The sequence below is a fragment of the Pseudomonas shiyinii genome, assembly GCF_056725765.1.
Map to the genome: position 1 here is coordinate 1,912,224 of NZ_CM161522.1, position 18,443 is coordinate 1,930,666.

An 18,443-nucleotide genomic window follows, 5' to 3' on the forward strand; every position below is an offset into this window, starting at 1 on the left:
TTGCAAGGGAAGGCCTGGCGCCCATCGTCTTGGCGCCTTGGAAACAACGATGCTAAGCGCAGCGGGTGGCCGGCCCTAGGCCAAAGATCCCTGGATTTCGGCCAAGGGCACGCTACGGGCGAAGCGTGCACGGTAGTCGCGCGGCGTCACCGCCAGGTGGCGCTGGAAGGCCAGGCGCATGCGCTCCTCCGAGCCGAAGCCGCACTGGCGGGCGATCTGCTCTACCTGCTGGGCGGTGTTCTCCAGCAGGCGGCGCGCCGCCTCCAGGCGAAACACTTCGATGGCCTTGGCCGGAGTGCGGCCGGTCTTGTGCTTGTACACCCGGGTGAAGTTGCGCAGGCTCATGCGTGCCTGTTCGGCCAGGCGTTCGACGGTCAGCTGCGGGTCGCCCAGATGGTCGTTGAGCCACAGGTGCAAGGCTTCGAAGGCGCCACTGTCTTCGCCTTGGGCCTTGAGCAGTTCGCTGAACTGGGCCTGGCCGCCGGGGCGCTTGAGAAAAACCACCAGTTCCCGCGCCACCTGCATGGCCACCTCGCGGCCGCAGTCGAGTTCCACCAGGGCCAGGGCCAGGTCGATGCCGGCGCTGACGCCTGCCGAGGTCCAGACCTGGCCCTGTTGCACGAAGATCGACTCAGCGTCCACCTCGACCTCGGGGAAGCGTCGGCGCAGGGCCTCGCACATGGCCCAGTGGGTGGCTGCGCGGCGACCGTCGAGCAGCCCCGCGGCGGCCAGCAGAAAGGTGCCGCTGCACACCGAAGCGGTGCGTTGGGCGCGCGCGGCAGCCAGGCGCAGCCAGCCGACCAGCTCGGCATGTTCGGGCAGGGTACGGACGATTTCTGGCGCTCCGGGCACCACCAGGGTGTCGATCGTGCTGTGCAACAAAGGCTCCAGCAGCTCGGTGCCCACCGCCAGGCCTTCGGCGGTGGCGACCAGGCTGCCATCGAGGCTGGCGGTATGCATGTCATAACCGGGCAGGCCTCGCTCGGCACGTGCCTTGCCTGCGGCCCAGAACACGGTTTGCGCACCCGTGAGGTCAAGCAGGCCCATTTGCGGGTAGGCGAGAAATACCACCCGGTGAGGGCGGTCCACCGAGGGCGGCAAGGCGTCGGGCACAGTGGCGGGATGGGTCATGGTGCACATCGCAAGGGGGACGAATGTGCCCATGTTACACAGCATGAAGCGGCGAAGGCAGCTCTTGTGGAAAAACGCACAACGCTTTGATTTTGCGGGGCTTTGTAGGAACGGGCTTGTCCCGCGATCAAGGGCGAAGCCCTTGCCATACGACCGCGGTGGCAGGGCCGGCCCATCGCGACGCAAGACCGCTCCCACAGAGGGCGGAGCGGCCCTGCGTCGCGATGGGCTGCGAAGCAGCCCCACCAGGGTCAGTTATCGGTCAGCGGCTGGTCCTGGGAAAGCAGGGCCTTGGCAAGTTCCTCGTCGCTGACCTGCAGGCCTGGGTTGGCCTTGCGGGCCTGTTCCAGTGCCGACTCTACATAGGCACCTCGGATGGCGCCACCGCTGGCGATGAAGGCAGACAGTTCATCCCGTGCGGGAATGATCCGTTTGTCGTCCTTGAAGGTTGAGTACAGCGAGGCGGAGATCCCCGCCGACGTGGCGACATCGCCCGCATCCACACGGGCCAGGGCTGCGCCTGCAGGCAGCAGGAGCAACAGCGAAGGGACGAGCAGTAAGTGGCGCATGGCGAGACCTCCAAGTGAAGCCCAAGGGATTTACCGCATGTTGTTAAGAGCGGCGAAGGTGTCTGGGAGTTCCGTGGGCCGACTGCAGCCGCCCCCGCCGCCTCATGGGTGAACCTGTTGTTTTCATCATTGGCGCACCGCCGGTGGCCGCGCCAATACAACGGCCGGGACGGATCATGGAAGGGGTTGTCCAGGCCTGCGCGGCTTGTCTAGCTCGCAGCCCTGCGAGTTCATCGCCCGGGCGTACCTGCATAAGATTTTTCGTATCGATAACCCTCACCAATGCGGCATCACCCTGCACATAGGTGGCGCTGATCACCCTGGGTGCCAACGCCCGATGCCTCTTCCATTTCCTCACCTTCCCAGGGCAACCGGGAGGGCCGACACGGAGTCAGATCATGTCCGATACACCTGCCGCTCCCTCAGGGACGAGCCGTGAACCCCTGTTCACCCCACCCGCGCTGCCCAAGGGGGGCGGTACCGTTTCCGCAGGTGGCGGGATGTTGTCCGTCGGCAACGCCGATGGTGCGGCGGGTTGGTCCCTGCCGTTGCCACTGCCTATCGGGCGTGAACTGTCACCGCAGCTGACGCTGGGCTACAGCTCCAGCGGGGGCAACGATGCCTTTGGTGCCGGCTGGAGTTGCTCGCCACCCGCCGTGTTCCGCATGAGCCGTTTCGGTATCCCTCGTTACAACGAAGACGACCGCCTGGCAGGGCCGGACGGCGAAGAAATCCTGCGCGCCAAGGGCGCGCCGCGAGTTGAGGCGACCCTGCCGTTTTCTGCTAAAGCGATGCCACACATCGTGACCACCTGGGTATCGCGCAGTGGTGGGCGGGATGAGCGCCTGGAGCATTGGCGCGCGCAGGAGGCTCCCGAGTCCCCCGGCTTCTGGCTCAACTATCACGCCGATGGCAGCATCACGCTGTTCGGCTGGTCGACCAGCGCCCGCTTGAGCGACCCGCACGATCCGGCGCGGGTGGCCGGCTGGTACGCCGAGGAAACCGTGAGCGCCAAAGGCGAGCATGTGGTGTACACCTACCGCGGTGAAGATGCCGTCGGCTGTGACGAAGACGAGCGAATTGCCCACCCGAACGTCGCGAGCCAGTACCTCACGGGCGTCTATGCCATGAACGCTACGCCTGCATCCGCGCTGCTGGTGCCGGAGCAGGCCTTTCGTGCCGACGATTTCATGAGTGTGATGCTCCTGGACTATGGCGAGCGCGGCACCGACCTGGACACGCCGCCGCCATTTGCCAGCACCGCGCAATGGCCGGTGCGTGAGGATTGCCTTTCGTTCTGGCGTTGGGGGTTCAATAACCGGATCCGCCGCCTGTGCCACGACGTACTGCTGTGGCATCGCACACGGATGATGGCCGGGGAAAGCGACCCGACCCCCACGTTGGTTTCCCGACTGCACCTGAGCTATGAACCGTCCGCCATAGCGACCCTGCTGGTGGCGGCCCGGCAGGTCGCCTACGAGCCCGACGGCACACCGCTGGCGCTGCCACCGGTGGAGTTCGAGCTGAGCCGCCCAGGGCGCGAGGCGCCGCAATGGGAGGCACTGCCGGAGCTCGATGGCTTCAGCCCGCCCCATTGGCAGATGGCCGATTTGTACGGGGAAGGGGTGCCCGGGCTGTTGTATCAGGACGGCGGCGCCTGGCGATACCGGGCACCGGAGCGCAAGGGGGAACCCACTACCGATACGGTGACCTGGGGGGAGCCGCAGGTATTGCCCTTGACCCCTTCGTTGGCCGGCGGATCGCTGACCGACCTGAACGGTGATGGCCGCCCCGAATGGCTGGTCACCCAGCCTGGTCTGCAAGGCAGCTTCACCCTGTCGCCCGACGGCCACTGGGGCAGCTTCATCGCGCTGCAGGCCATGCCCACGGAGCTGCTGCACCCCTCTGCGCAATTGGCCGACCTGACCGGGGGCGGCTTGCAGGATGTGGTCATGATCGGGCCGCGGAGTGTGCGCCTGTGGGCCAGCGCCGCGAGTGCGGGCTGGCGCGCAGGGAGCGAAACAGGCTATGACGGGGATACGCCGTTGCCCATGCAAGGCGGCGAGCAGCGCCTGGTGGCATTCGCCGACCCGGCAGGCAGTGGCCAGCAGCATCTGCTGGAGATCACCGGCCAGGGCGTGACCTATTGGCCCTCCCTCGGCCATGGCCGTTTCGGTGAGCCGGTGCGCGTGCCAGGCTTCGCAGTGAGCGATTTCGTCGCGTCGCGGGTATTCCTGGGGGACACCGACGGTAGTGGCACCACAGACATCCTCTACGTGGCGGCGGACCGTATCCGTGTATTCATCAGCGAGTCCGGCAACCGTTTCGTGGAAGGACCATCCGTGCCGGCACCGGCAGGCGTCATCCTCGACGACACCTGCCTGCTGCAGGTGACCGACCTGCGCGGTCAAGGTACCGCCGAGCTGGTGCTGACCGTGCCACATGTGGTGCCGCGCACCTGGACGTATCGGTTCAACGATACCCGGCCGTGGCTGCTTGCCGAAGTGTGCACCAATACCGGGAGCCGCACCCTGTTCCACTACCGCAGTTCGGCCCAGGGCTGGCTGGATGAAAAGGCGGCGCTCAAGGCCCAGGGCAAACCTGCGGTCAGCCGCCTGCCGTTCCCTGTGCACGTCCTCAGCCGGGTCACGGCGATCGATGACATCAGCGGTTTGCGTACCGTCAGCGGCATGCGATACCTGCAGGGTATCTGGGATGGTGTCGAGCGCGAGTTCCGTGGTTTTGCCCGGTTGATCCAGACCGACACCCTGAGCGATGCCCAAGGTACCGGCGTGCAGCGCTCACCGGCCGCACAGGTGCACAGCTGGTTCTTGAGCGGCATCGAAGCGTATGACCGTGTCCAGGAGGGCGCTTTTGCAGGGGAAGGTTCGGTGGAAGGCGACTTTCCCCCCAAGCCACTGCGTATCACCCGTCTGGATGACGATGACCGGGATGAGCTTGTCAAGCCTGAAGAGGAGGTGTGTCGCTGGTTGCTGCGCGCCCTGAAGGGCAGGCCGGTGCGCACCGAAACTTATGGCCTCGATGGCAGTGCATTGGCCTCGCAGCCCTATAGCATCACCCGCCAACGCTGGCAGGTGCGTATGTATGACACCGCGGATGACGACAGGCCCGCGGCACTGGTCACGCCGGTGGAAACCCTGACCTTCGCTACCGAGCGCATCGTGCAGGACCCGGTGGTCTCCCAGTCGGTCGTGCTCGAACAGGACCGTTACGGCAATGTGGTGCGTGCCGTGGAGGTGCGTTACCCGCGCAGGCCTGCGCCCATGCCTTCGCCTTACCCGGATACCTTCCCCGAAGGGCTGGAACTGGCCGCGCGCGACCCTCAGCAGCAGCACGCCTGGCTGACCTTGACGCGCAACGAGGTGCACAACCTCGACGCCGGCCATAACCATGTGATCGGTCTGGTGGAGTCGACCCGCACGGATGTCCTGCAACTGGCGCCAACCGAGGTACTGCGGTGCGGTTTCAGCATCGAACGCCTGTTGTCTGAAGATGGCCCCCTCGATGACCTAGGCAACGCCACGCTGGTGAGCCATGCCCGCACCCAGTGGTGTGACGAGGCGGGCAACCCCAGGGTTGTGCCGGTACGCCAGGCCCTGGCGGCCTATACCGAAACCGCCATGCTGGACGAAGCCTGTGTGGACGTGTTCAAGGGCCTGATGTCGGACGAGGCGTTGGCGCAGATGTTGGAACAGGCCGGCTATCACGCCGTCGAGCTGCCTGAGGATGGCCTGCGTGTGCACACCGGCCGCCATGGCCTGGCCCGTTATCTCGGCGCCGCCGGTTTCTATCGGCTGGCTGGCGTACGGGAAAGCGAGCTGGTGGGCGAAACGCTGATCGAGTGGACCCCCCACGCCTTGCAGGTGGCGAAGGTGACCGACGCAGCCGGCCTGCAGACCGCTTTGCGCTACGACTGGCGTTTCTTGACACCGACATCGCTGACCGACCCGAACGACAACGTACGGGAAGTAGCCTTCGATGCCCTGGGTCGGGTCTCGCAGACGCGTTTCCATGGCACCGAGCAAGGCATCATGACCGGCTATTGCAGTGGGCGCGCTTTTGCGGTGCCGGAAACGGTCGAAGGCATGCTTGCACTCAAGGGCGGCGATGTGCCCGTGGCGACTGCCCATCACGTGGTAGCCGATAGCTGGATGCCTTTGGCACGGGACGCCCAGGGCAAGCTCTTGACCACCCGCACCGGTGAGTTGGCGCTGCGCCGCTTCGCGAGAGTACACGATTTCGACTTGGACGACCTGGCCGAGGGCCGTGAACCCCCGCACATCTGCAACCTGCAAACCGATCGCTACGACGGTGACCCACAGCAGCAGGTACGCCTGAATGTCACCTACAGCGATGGCAGCGGCAACCTGTTGCAGACCGCCGTCCTGCATCCGCCAGGTGATGCCCTGGTGCGCACGCCCGAGGGTGGGCTCGAGGCGGGCACCGACGGCAAGGCTGTGACCAGGCACGCTTTGGTGCGCTGGGCCGTGACTGGCAAGACCGAATACGACAACAAAGGGCAACCCGTTCGCACCTGGCTGCCGTTCTACCTCGACGACTGGCGCCCGGTCTACGACGACAGCGCCCGCGAGGGCGTTTATGCCGACACCCACCTGTATGACGCCCTGGGGCGTGTGTACAGGGTGATCACCGCGGCGAGCTGGGAGCGGCGCACGCAGTTCTACCCATGGTTCACGGTGGCCGAGGATGAAAACGACACCGCCCATGATGTACTGCAAGAGCGAGAAGCATGATGAATGAGAACCAAGAAACCCCCTTTTTCACACCACCATCCCTGCCCAAGGGCGGTGGCACCCTCGGCGGCAGCTCTGGGGCGCTGTCGGTGGGCGGGCCGGACGGTGGTGCCGGTTGGCACATTCCACTGCCCGTGTCGGCAGCGCCGGCCCGTGGTCTGGCGCCCGAACTGGCGCTGGCCTACAGCAACGGTGGCGGCAATGGTGTGTACGGGATGGGCTGGCAGCTTTCGCTACCGGCCATCCGGCTGCGTACGCAACACGGTGTTCCCCGTTACGATGGCACCGACCGCCTGAACGGGCCCCGTGGCGATGAACTGCTGCGTTCCCAGGAGGCCGAGCGTACCGAAACGCGCCTTCCCTTTGCCGATACCGACAGTGGTACCTACACCGTTACCCGTTACCTGGACCGCTTCTCGGGCTTGAATTCGCGTATCGAACGTTGGCAGGAGGTTGGCACGGACGGCGCGGCGGGCCGCACGTTCTGGATCGACTTCACACCCGACGGCGGTCTGGCCCTGTACGGTTGGTCGGCCGATGCCAGGCTGGCCGACCCACAGGATCCCTCGCGTGTGGCCGAGTGGCATATCGAGGAGACAGTAACGGCACGAGGCGAGCACATTCTTTGGCGTTGGCGTCAGGAGGACAACGAGCAATGCTCTGCACAGGAGCTTGTCAATCATCCGCACGTGGTCGGCCTGTACCCCGATACCCTGTACTGGATGAACCGTACACCGGCGCAGCATTTCCTGCGGCCTGGCATGGGGCCGGACGATGCCTGGGAAAATGAGTGGCTGGCGTTGCTGGTGTTCGACTATGGCGAGCGTGGTACATCGACAGACCAGGCGCCGCCACTGATTGCCACGACGACCTGGCCCGCCCGAGAAGATGCGCTGTCGCTGCGCCGCTACGGGTTCGAGGTCCGCACCCGGCGACTGTGTCACGACATCCTGCTTTGGCACCGCACGGCGATGATGGCCGATGACGCCTCCCAGGATGCGACGGCGCAACTGGTTTCGCGCCTTCACCTTGACTATGAATCGTCCCCGTTGCTCACCCAACTGCACACCGCCCAGACACTGGCATACGAGGCCGATGGCACGGTGGTGTCCATGCCGCCGATGGAGTTCGTCTTGTCCGAGCCGCCTGAGGTATTGCCCGACGCGACGCACTGGCAACACGTGCCTGCGCTGGACGGCTTCAACCACCCGTCCTGGCAGATGGCGGACCTCTACGGTGAAGGTATCCCAGGGTTGCTTTACCAGGATGATGGTGCCTGGTGGTACCGGGCGCCGGTTCGGGATGGCGAAGGCGCTGCGTCCAAGATGGCGCCTGGCTATGCCGGGCTTTTCGATGCTCCCCTCGACGACCGGGTGACCTGGGCTGCGGCAACCCCCTTGCATCGGCTGCCCTTTGGCGGCAGGGCACAATTGGCCGACCTAGAGGGCAATGGTCAACCCGAGCTGATAATGACAGTGCATGGGATGCGGGGCAGTTTCACCTTGCAACCGGATGGGCGCTGGGGTGGTTTCAAGCCTTTCGGACGTTTTCCGGCAGAGTTCGATCACCCGGCAGCGCTGCAGGCCGACCTGACCGGCAGGGGCTTGACCGACCTGGTGATGATCGGCCCTGCCAGTGTGCGCCTGTGGCCCTCCGCCGGGCCGAAGGGGTGGGAACCTGACAGGACCGTAGCTCACCCAGGCCGTTCATTGCCTCACCCGAGTGGCGATGGTACCCGTATGGTCGCGATCAGCGACATCACCGGGGGAGGGCTTGCGGACCTGGTGGAAATCACCGCCGACGGCGTCACCGCCTGGCCATCGCTTGGGCATGGCCGTTTCGGCAACCCGCTGTCGTTGCCAGGTTTTTCATTGCAGTTGCTCAGGGCCAAGGATGGCAGTGCCCTGGCCTTCGACCCTGAACGGATCTACCTCGCCGACACGGATGGCACAGGCATTGCGGACCTGCTGGTGATCGGCCAAAAAGGTATCCATGTGTTCGCCAACCAGAGCGGTAATGCGCTGCGCTACAAAGGCGTGATCCCACCGCCTGCCGGTGTTACGCCAGATGCCACCTGGCGCTTGCAGGTGGCAGACGTGCAAGGCCTGGGGATGGGCAGCCTGGTGTTGACGGTCCCACACATGAAGCCGCGCAGTTGGGTGCTGAATTTCAGCACCGTGCGCCCTTGGTTGCTGACCAAGATAGTCGACAATATCGGCGGCCGTACCGAACTGGCCTACCGTAGCTCGGCCCAGGGCTGGCTGGATGAAAAGGCCGCTTTGCAGGCGAGCGGGCAAGCTGCCGTCAGCTATCTTCCGTTTCCGGTGCACACGGTTCGCACGGTCACCCAGATCAATGAAATCACCGGGCTGACGCTGGGCAGCGAAACCCGTTACCTGGGAGGCGTATGGGATGGCAGCGAGCGTGAATTCGCGGGCTTTCGCTGTGTCGTGCAGACCGATCGCAACGGCCGCAGCGAGGCCAATGCCATGGCCCGCTCCGCTGAGCTGTCCCCTCCCGTGCGCACCTGCACCTGGTTCTATACCGGCAACGAGGTGGTCGACAGCAAGCCTTTGGAGCACGCTCGGGAAGACATCGACAAGGCCTTCTGCAATCGCCAGATCCGCTTCACCGCCTGGCAAGAGGGTTCGGATGAGATCGAGGAGCCCGGGGCGAATGTCGAGCGGCGACGGAAACTGTATCGAGCCGTGCGTGGCCAGGTGATGCGCACTGAGGTGTACGGTGAGGACGACCACCCGGCAGCGGCGACCCCCTACAGCATCTCCCGGCAGCGCCTGCAGGTCCGCGCCTGCGACAGCCTCGGCCTGGATGGCGAGCCCGACCGCAACAATCCGATTACCCAGGTGACTGTGCTGGAAACCTTGTCGCTGGCCTGCGAGCGCATCGCGGCCGATCCTCTGGTGACCCAGACCATCGTATTGCAGCTGGACGCCTATGGGGTGCCACTCGATAGCGTGAGCATCAGCTACCCACGGCAATTGACGCCCGCCCAGGTCGAGGGCGAAGAAAGCGCACGTAATATCTATCCCAAGACCCTGCCTAGCGGCGTGATCAAGGAGACCGCCGACACCCAGCAATACGATTGCTGGATCACACTGACCCGCAACCGGGTACACCACCTGACGGCAGGCCACGACTTTGTCGTGGGGCTCGCGCAGTACGCTCGCACCGATCTGGTCTGGTGGGGCACCACCCACCCGGACGGTAATCCCGAGGCGCGCAAGAACCGCTCACTCCCTGCGGGAGGTTTCACTGCCGACAATCTGGCGATGGCTGATCTGTTGGCAGAACCTGGTTCGCTGGTGTTTTCCGGCTATACGAAAACCAAATGGCGCGGGATCGCTGGCAGCGAACAACTGGACATACCCACGCGCCAGGGCCTGGTCGCCTGGACCGAAACCGCCTTGCTGGACGAGACATCCCTGGAGGTAATACGGCCGAATTTCGAGCAGACCTTGGCAGACCTGGTCGAGGCCTGCCTGAACGATGCCGGCGGCGTGATCGACCCGGCAGTATTGCGGCGCTTGCGTGAGCGTATTCAGGCGCACATGACACCTGACGTGTTCTTTGAGCTCTTCATGGCATTTGCCGCGCATCAGGAACAGGTCGGGGACAGCAGCCTGTACCAGGCGACCCTGCAAACCATGCAAGGGGCGTTGAAAGACCAACGCAGTGGGCGGCGGGCCATCGAGACCGACGCCCTGTGGGCAGCCTTGGGTAACCACGGCGCTAGCGGCGGTGTCCCGCGAACCCAACTGTGTTCGGCGGTGCAGGCCTATGCTGACCAACACCCAGGCGATGATGAGGCACTGGTGGCGCTGAAACAGGCACTCGTGGATCCAGCCATCACGCCTGATCTGCTGTATTGGCACGTAGTGTCCACTGCACTGGCCATGGGCTGTGGGCGTCACCAAGCCTTGGCCACCATAAGAGGCACCCTTGGCCAGCCTGTGCAGTCCGAAAGCCTGGCAGACTTGCTTCAACGCGGTGGCTACAAGCCTTTGACAGTACCCTTCGAACCGCAGGTCGAGGACGTTTGGGGCGGTTTGCGCAACATCACTACGTATCACGGCCAGTCCATGTTCTGGGTTGCCAAGGACGTACGTGAAAGTGAACAGGTTCCCCAGATTGTCCTGACGTATTCACCGCATCATCTGACGGTCGTTGGGGCCACCGATGGCTCGAGCTTCGCATCCCAAGTGACTGCCCTTGATTGGCGCTTCCTGAGCCCTGTGCAGGTCACGGACGCCAACGGCACTACCCGCGAAGCGACTCTGGACGCACTGGGGCGTGTACAGCACACGCGCTTTTATGGTTCCGAAACCCCGGCCGGTGCGAGCGAAGCGGTCAGGGTTGGCTATTCGACGTCTCGTGACAAACCGTTCACGCCGCCTGCCACCGTGGAGCAGGCCCTGGCGTTGAATACTGCCAAGGGGGTACCGGTTCATGAGGCCTTCACCACCGTCATCGACAGCTGGATGCCGCTGGCGGTCACGGCCGACGGCCAGCTCACAGGGCAACGGTGCGGCAGCTTGGCCCGGGCCCGGCAGGATGCACGCCTACGACGGGGTGCGATCACCGTACCGGATGTCATGGCCGCATGTACGCCCCCGCATGTCATTCGTGTCCAGACCGATCGTTATGACGACGATCCCCAGCAACAAGTACGTGTGCAAGTGATCGTGCATGGTGGTGGGCAGGTTCTGCAGACAGCCATGCTGAACGCGCCGGGCGAAGCGTTCGTGCGCACTGCCAAGGGGACCTTGGAAACCGGTACCGATGGCAAGCCCATCGTCAGGCACGCAGCGACCCGCTGGGCCGTGAGCGGCCGGGCCGAGTACGACAACAAGGGCAACACGGTACGGGCGTGGCAGGCCTATTATCTCGATGACTGGCGTCTGGTCAGCGGGGACGGTATCTATGCCGATACGCACTTCTACGATGCGTTGGGGCGCGAGTTCAAGGTCATGACGGCGGCTGGGTACGAGCGTCGGGCGCAGGCCTTCCCGTGGTTCACGGTAGCGGAAGATGAAAACGATACCGCGGCAGAGGTGTTGGCGCGTCAGGCCACAGGAGAGGCGCCATGAACCAGGCGAATGGAACCGCCGCCATGCATGCAGCCACTCCGGCGGTGGCTGCGCCCTTTCGGGCCTTGGCCTTTTTACGCACCCCCTCGGCCCCCGAGGCACCGGCGCGTCTGTTGGTCAGCCGCACAGTAGCCTGCCCGTTCAGCCGCACCACGCGGTTGTTCGGTGCTCGTGCCTTGAACAATGCCGCCACCGGCAATGCCGATGCGCTCACCGTTTCAGGGTTGGCCGGCCAACCCTTGTGCCTGCATACCGCCGATGGCGATGCCGCCTTCACGTTGCCCGACGTGGCAGGCCGCCCCTTGTGGTCGCGCAATGCCCAGGGCACCGTGTCCACGGCTGCCTACGAGTCGGCCAATGCCGGCGGCCGGCCATTGTCGCTGAGCGAAACAGCGCTTGGCGCGCCGGCTGGGCGTGTGCGTGAGCAGTACGCGTATGCGCCGTTGGCCGAGGCGAAATGGCAAGCGCTGAACCTGGCCGGGAGCCAGGTGGAACTGCGCAACAATGCCGGCATCAGCCGGCCCTTGAGCGTTTCGCTGACAGGCCAGCCCCTGGCTGCCGAGCAGCGCTTGCTCAAGGTTGAGATCGAGACGCCGGACTGGGCGACGACCACAGCGGACGACACCGAAGCACCGTTGTCCATCACTGGCACCCACGACGCGACCGGCGCGCCGCTGGCGACGACCAATGCGGCCGGCGTCACCTCGCTTACCGACTATGCCATCAACGGCGCGGTAGCCCAGACGCGCCTGGTGTACAGGGAGCAGGGCAGCACCAAGGAAACTGTCACCCTGACGGCCATCCAGTACCGGGCCGATGGCGTGGTGTTGTCGCAAACGGCGGGCAACGACGTCATCGACCGCTATGAATACGACCCCAAAACCCAGCGCCTGAGCCGGCACCTGACCGAGCGCCCCGAGGGGCACCGCAAAGGGCCATTGGTCATCAGCGACCTGCACTACCGCTATGACCCGGTGGGCAACATCCTCAGCCTGGAAGACCAGGGGGCCGACCCCACCTGGCACGCCAACCAGCAGGCCACCGGGCTGCGCGAATACACCTACGACACCCTGTACCGCCTCGCCAGCGCCACGGGCCGGGAGCGCACGCCAGTGGCCCGTTACCACGTTGCCGAGGCCTCGTCGGGCAGCGTCTGGGCGCCTTACAGCGAGCACTACACCTACGACGATGGCAACAACCTGACGACGATCCGCCATGTCGGCGGTGCCGGCAACCGGACCCGAGAGCTGCAGGTGTCCGAGGGCAGCAACCGGGCGATGGTGAAGGGCCACAGCCTGACACCGGAGACGGGCTTCCTCGCGGGAGGCCTGCAAAAGCAACTGGCCGACGGCAGGGCGTTGCAGTGGCTGGCCGACAACCAGCTCGGTAAGGTCACCGCTGTCAGCCGTGGTGATGGCGATGACGACAGCGAGCGCTATCACTACGCCGACGGCGGCACCCGCACTCGCAAGGTCCACAAGGCGCAGGTCAGTACGGCCACGCAGACCACGATCACGACCTACGCCGGCGGTTGCGAGGTTCGCCAGCGGTGGCTGGCAGGCAAAAACGATCCGCAGAAGCACATCGTCATCAGCGAAGGGGGCGATGTACGCGTGGTGGAGGACCGGCTCGCGGGCACCGTTCGGCTGCGCTATCGCTTCGCTGATCATCTGGGCAGTATCGGCGGTGAGACGGATGTTCAAGGGCTGGTCCTTGCGCGTGAAGAGTACGCCCCCTATGGCGGTACCGTGGGATGTGACGAGGCTGCCGAGGAAGCCAGTAACCTGACGCAACGGACGATGCGCTATTCCAACAAGGAGCGGGATGCGACGGGGTTGTATTACTACGGCTGGCGCTATTACCAGGCGGAGTTGGGGCGCTGGTTGAGTGCGGATCCGGGTGGGCTGATTGACGGAATCAACCTATATGGATTTAGCCGCAATAACCCTGTCAATCTCATTGATACAGATGGACGGGGATGCACTTCCAGCAAGGCACAGCGTATTCAGGAGCAACGGGACCGTGCCGCGGAGCAGGAAGAGATAGAGCAATACTACGATGAAGTGACCAAAACAATCGCTAGCGAAATGACGGAACGGATGACAGCCATGCCATCAACAGTAGGCGAAGGGTGGTCGCACCAATGGAAGCCAGGACACAGTGAGGCTTCTTTCAAGGCGGGCGTTATCCAACAATTGGTAGGCTCTGGAGAAACGCTTGAGCAGGCGGAGCTTCTACAGCGTCGAGGGTTTGCACTTGGTCGGAGGGAGGCACAAGACAGGGCCGCCTCGAAGGCACTGCTCTCAAAGGCTTCGCGAAGTACTTCACGCCCCCCAGAGCCAAGCCGCTCAACGGGTGGTTCGAATGCGATCACACTCGCGTGGGCTCACGATTACGAAAATATACAGAAGGGTGGGTCGGAAACGCTTTATACCGGCGACGTGAAGGACAGACTCAAAGAGATGAACACGGATCCTAATGTCACTCGAGACAGGGATAAGTGGAAAAATACTGAGGCGGGCAAGCGAGCATTGGCGAAAGTTGATTCTCTGGCTGGAAAAACCTATACGCAACTGTCCGAAGAATTGAATAATTGGGTCAAAGATAATTCTAGTACGAATGAGGGGCTGCTTTATCGGGGAGTAGATGCAGCGGAATATGCTCGCTGGATAGGGGCAGGCGTGGATGGCATGTATAAGCCCGGGCGATTTATGGCGAGTTCCAAAGCTGAGGAGCAAGCGAAACGGTTTGTAAATGGCGGAGGGATGATCCATATCGAACAGGGCTATGGGGCAGATATTCCCAACTGGTTCGGGAATAATGACGAACAAGAAGTGCTTTTCAGCCGCGAGGCCAGGTTTAAAATCCTGAGCATTGACCGCTCGAAGAAAATAATAAAAGTAGCTCATGTTCGATAACATTCTAAGTGCAGGTTGGCCTCACCTCGCCAGTACGAGGCTCAACACCATCGGCAGGGTGACGGCCGCGCCGACGGTCTGCAAGGCGATGATGGTGGCCATCAGCGGGGCGTTGCCGCCCATCTGACGGGCCATCACATAGGATGACGAGGCGGTCGGCAGGGCCTGGAACATGACCGCTACCACCGCGGCCTGGCCGCTCAGCCCGAGCAGGCGGCACAGGCCCCAGGTGGCCAGCGGCATCACCAGGAACTTGAAGGCCGAAGCGGCCATCACCGGCCGTACCTGATGGCCCAGCCGCGCCCCGCCCAGGGCGGCGCCTACGCACAGAAGCCCCAAGGGCAGGGCGGCCTGGCCCAGGGCCTTCACGGTGGGCTCTATGCCCGCTGGTAGGCCCAGGCCGGTCACGCGCAGCAACAGCCCGCCGGCGCAGCCGATGATCAAGGGGTTGGCAAAGATCGCTCGCAATACCGTCAGTGGCGAACTGTGACGGGCACTGAAGCGGGCGAACACCAGCACGCAGAGCAAATTGACCAACGGCACGATCGCGGCATTGGCCACCGCCGCCAGGGCGATGCCCGCGCTGCCGTAGATACCGGCAGCCAGCGTGGCCCCGATGTAGTTGTTGAAACGCACGCCACCCTGGAACACCGAGGTGAAGTCGGCGCCGTCATGGTTCGCCGCGCTCTGGTAGAGCACCAGCAACACGCCGCCTAGCAAGGTCGAGAGCATCAACACCCCGACCATGCCCCAGATCGGCACGCCATTGAGGTTAGCGGTGGCCAGGCCGTGGAGGAACAGCGAGGGCAGCAGGATGTAGTAGCTCAGGCGTTCGGCGCCTGGCCAGAAGGTTTCGGCAAGGAAGCCACGCATTCGTAGCACGGTGCCCAGCGTGATCAGCAGGATGATCGGGAGCAAGGTGGTGAGCAGCAGGTGGAGCATCGTGGGCGGTCCGTCGTCGGGTACCGGCATAGCCTAGCTGCGGCAGTCAGCAGAAAAAAACGTTGTTTTCTGCAGTGACTGTTGAGGAAAAATGCATGTTCGGTGTAGCTCCCATCGCGGGACAAGTCGGATCGCTGTCCCACGATGGCGGTAACGCTTTCGATCAGGCTATCGGCACCCCAGGCCCTTTCACCCGCTGCAACTCCAACCCATCGAGCAGCGCCTCTACCAGCGCTTTGCTGGCATCCAACGCATGGTCGTTACCCAGCAACAGGTCATGGCATGTCCCGTTGGCCAGCTGCAAGGCTTTCAGATTGCTGGCGGCCGCCCCCTTGAGCAGGGTGGAGAGATGAACGAGGGCGTCTTCGAGTTCCACACCGCCAGAGACAGTGAACAAGGGCGGATGGCTGTGTTCGCAGCTACCGAACGGGGCGGGTGCCGTGGTGCTGCGGCGTGGTGGATCGGGGATGGCTTTCGTCATTGTGTCGCTCCTTGATTCAATGGAGCCGCCACTCAACGCTACCAAACGAATGGTGACGGCTGTACGCAGGTTGGTAGACCGGGAATCAAGGAAACCGGCGCGCACGAGTGCGCCCTACGCACAGCCGCCATGACACGAGACAGCCAGGCACAAAAAAGCGCCAGCTGAAACGTGGGGCGGGCGCTTGTGCGCCTTGATTGATCTCGGGCTACCAAACCCGGCTGCTGGATTTACAGCAGCGCGCAAAGGGTACCGGCCCAGGGGAAGCGTTTCAAGGCTTGTGCATGTCTAGATACATTTGCGGGGCTGCCATGGGGCCAAATGCCTGTCAGTTAAGGCCCCATCGCCGGCAAGCCGGCTCCCACCTGTCCTGCGCTGCTGTTGTAGACACCGCGAAACCTGTGGGAGCCGGCTTGCCGGCGATGGGCTGCGAAGCAGCCCCAAATGCAGCCGATAAGGCTTAACTGACTGGCGTTAGCCATGGGGCCCGGCTTTAGTTCGGAGGTGGGTATGAGATCGAGCGCCGCCCGCGCGGCGCTCGATCTTACAGCCGCCGCAGCGACTGCGACATACGCGCCCTCACGCCTCCAACGCCATTCTCAACACCGCACTCAAATGCCGCCGCTGGCTCTTCTCATGCTCCAGCAGCACCACTCTGCGCACCAGCTGTGGCTCGCCGAACGGCAAGCGTATGGCCGGCGGCAATCGCTGCAGATCATCATCGGCCATGGGAATGATCGCCACTCCCAACCCCAAGGCGGCCATGCGCGCCAGGGCTTCCTGGCTGTCGAGCTCCATCTGCTCGCTGACCTGCAAACGCTGCCGGCGCAGCTCCTGTTCGATCTGTCGCCCTGCCCAGGCACGCTTGTCGAAGCGCAGGAACGGCTGGCTGGCCAGCAGTTGCGTCAGGCTCTGGCCCGCAAGCTCGGGGCTGGCGATGGCCCAGAAACGGTCCTCGAACAACGGCGTGTAGTGCAGGCTTTGTGGGTAGGGCGGCACCGGTTCGGTGGTGATCGCTGCGTCGAGCTCGCCATCCTCGACCCGGCGCGCCAGTTCCGCCGACATGCCGGAAAACACGCTGATGTGCAGCTCGGGATGATTGGCCTTGATCCACACCAGCGCTTTGGGCAGGCGCCGGGCCAACACAGTATGGATCGCACCGATGCGCAGCCGCCCGCGCAAGCTGGGGCCGCAGGCCAAGGTGTCGGCCAGCTCGTCATAGGCGGCGAGGATACTCTCGGCACGCGCCACGGCCAGTTGCCCCGCCTCGGTCAACACCACCTGGCGACGGCTACGGTCGAACAGGGCGACCTGCAGCTCGTCTTCCAGGGTCTTGATGTGCAGGCTCACCGCCGAGGGCGTGAGGCTGAGCACGTCAGCGGCACGGGCGAAGGTGCCGTGGCGGGCAATGGTCACCAGGGTGCGCAGGGCTTTGAGGGACACGCGGGTGGCTCCGGGGGCGGCGATGGGGCGCACGTTACAGGCCGAGAGCTGTGCGCGGCAAGCCATCCGTCAGCGGGCATGTGATGCCAGGCCGTTTGGGGCTGGCCCGGATGTAATGGCGGCTTTTAACACAATCTTGATCACGGTGTGATCAGTACCAGGCCGTTGGTCTTGGCGCTGGTGCCAGGGCACCTGCAGGCTTACCCCTGACGCAGCGCCCCCACCACCCGCCCGACACTGGCCTTCAAACCACCAATGGCATCCTCCGGATCGCTGTCGATCACCAACAGCCGGGCGCCACCGGCCGCGACCGCCGCGGCCACGGCCGGCTCTGGCTGGCGATGATGCAACACCAGCGCGACGTCTTGGGCCTTGAGGTTGTCGGTCAGCGCTTGCAGTGTGGCTGCGTCCCATTGGTCCCCGGCGGGCAGCGGCTGTTCCACCACGTCCAGATTGAGCCCACTGGCGAGGTACCCCAGCCGTTCGGAGAGGCAGACCACGCTGAGGTTGTCGACCGCGGCCAGGCGTGCCTGCGACTCGGCGGCCAGGGCCAGCAGTTGGCGCTTGAGGCCGGCGAGGTTGGCCTGGATCTTGTCCTTGTCGCCGGGCGACAGGCGCTCCAGGTCATTGGCCAGCACATCGGCCATGCGCCCCAGGTTGGTCGGGTTGAGCCAGGGGTAGCTGGCAAAGGCCTCGTCACCCTTGACCGCGATGCCCGGCAGGGCACCGTCCACCGGGCGCGCGGCATCGATCTCGACAATGCGGATATTGCTACGCCGGGCCATGGGGTAGAGCGGGTCGTCGCGCCAGATCGAGCGCAGGCCGATCACCGCGTCGGCCTGCTGCGCGGCCTTGTGCAGGCTGGCCCCGCCGCGCCCGCCGAAGTACGACGGTTGCCGCGTGGCCGGCAGGTTGGCCGGGGCGGCGCGCTTGAGCTGCACCGAGGTGCCCTCGAGCAAGGCGCCAGCCAGGCTGTGGGTCACCGGCAAGGTGGTCAGCACTTCGCTGCCGGCGGCGTGGGCGAAGCTGGGCAGGCCAGCGAGGGCGAGGGCCAGGGTCAGGTGCTTGAGGTTCAA

The 18,443-nt window shown here is 64.4% G+C and carries 9 protein-coding genes; 3 read left to right on the forward strand and 6 right to left on the reverse strand.

Features of this window, described 5'->3' with window-relative positions:
- Window positions 1-75: 75 nt before the first annotated feature.
- Window positions 76-1,131: a GlxA family transcriptional regulator gene (locus ACXHGZ_RS08875; RefSeq protein ID WP_480463385.1), complete on the reverse strand. Its 1,056-nt coding sequence runs from the start codon at window positions 1,129-1,131 to the stop codon at window positions 76-78.
- Window positions 1,132-1,382: 251 nt separating this feature from the next.
- Window positions 1,383-1,700: a DUF2388 domain-containing protein gene (locus ACXHGZ_RS08880; protein WP_084857992.1), complete on the reverse strand. Its 318-nt coding sequence runs from the start codon at window positions 1,698-1,700 to the stop codon at window positions 1,383-1,385.
- Between the two features lie 398 nt (window positions 1,701-2,098).
- Here ACXHGZ_RS08880 and ACXHGZ_RS08885 point away from each other — a divergent pair, with 398 nt between their 5' ends.
- Genes ACXHGZ_RS08885 through ACXHGZ_RS08895 form a run of 3 tightly spaced genes read left to right on the forward strand, consistent with a single transcriptional unit; the run spans window position 2,099 to window position 14,501 of the window.
- Window positions 2,099-6,475, forward strand: a complete 4,377-nt coding sequence (locus tag ACXHGZ_RS08885; protein WP_480463387.1) for a SpvB/TcaC N-terminal domain-containing protein — start codon at window positions 2,099-2,101, stop codon at window positions 6,473-6,475.
- A complete protein-coding gene (locus tag ACXHGZ_RS08890; RefSeq protein WP_480463389.1) occupies window positions 6,472-11,583 on the forward strand; it encodes a SpvB/TcaC N-terminal domain-containing protein in 5,112 nt (1,703 codons plus the stop codon). The genes ACXHGZ_RS08885 and ACXHGZ_RS08890 overlap by 4 nt, the downstream gene beginning before the upstream one ends.
- Window positions 11,580-14,501 carry an RHS repeat-associated core domain-containing protein gene (locus ACXHGZ_RS08895; RefSeq protein ID WP_480463391.1) on the forward strand — a complete coding sequence of 974 codons (2,922 nt, stop codon included), beginning with the start codon at window positions 11,580-11,582 and terminating at the stop codon, window positions 14,499-14,501. The genes ACXHGZ_RS08890 and ACXHGZ_RS08895 overlap by 4 nt, the downstream gene beginning before the upstream one ends.
- Window positions 14,502-14,522: 21 nt before the next feature.
- On the opposite strand, the gene ACXHGZ_RS08900 is transcribed toward ACXHGZ_RS08895, so the two are convergent.
- The 4 genes from ACXHGZ_RS08900 to ACXHGZ_RS08915 all read right to left on the reverse strand — a co-directional run bounded on the left by ACXHGZ_RS08900 (window position 14,523) and on the right by ACXHGZ_RS08915 (window position 18,443).
- Window positions 14,523-15,443: an AEC family transporter gene (locus tag ACXHGZ_RS08900; protein WP_480463393.1), complete on the reverse strand. Its 921-nt coding sequence runs from the start codon at window positions 15,441-15,443 to the stop codon at window positions 14,523-14,525.
- 163 nt (window positions 15,444-15,606) lie between these two features.
- Window positions 15,607-15,924 (reverse strand): DUF3077 domain-containing protein, encoded by a 318-nt coding sequence (locus tag ACXHGZ_RS08905; RefSeq protein WP_480463395.1) that lies wholly within the window; start codon window positions 15,922-15,924, stop codon window positions 15,607-15,609.
- Between the two features lie 579 nt (window positions 15,925-16,503).
- Window positions 16,504-17,367: a LysR family transcriptional regulator gene (locus ACXHGZ_RS08910; protein ID WP_084858916.1), complete on the reverse strand. Its 864-nt coding sequence runs from the start codon at window positions 17,365-17,367 to the stop codon at window positions 16,504-16,506.
- A 200-nt stretch (window positions 17,368-17,567) separates the two neighbouring features.
- Window positions 17,568-18,443: a metal ABC transporter solute-binding protein, Zn/Mn family gene (locus tag ACXHGZ_RS08915; RefSeq protein ID WP_480464019.1), complete on the reverse strand. Its 876-nt coding sequence runs from the start codon at window positions 18,441-18,443 to the stop codon at window positions 17,568-17,570.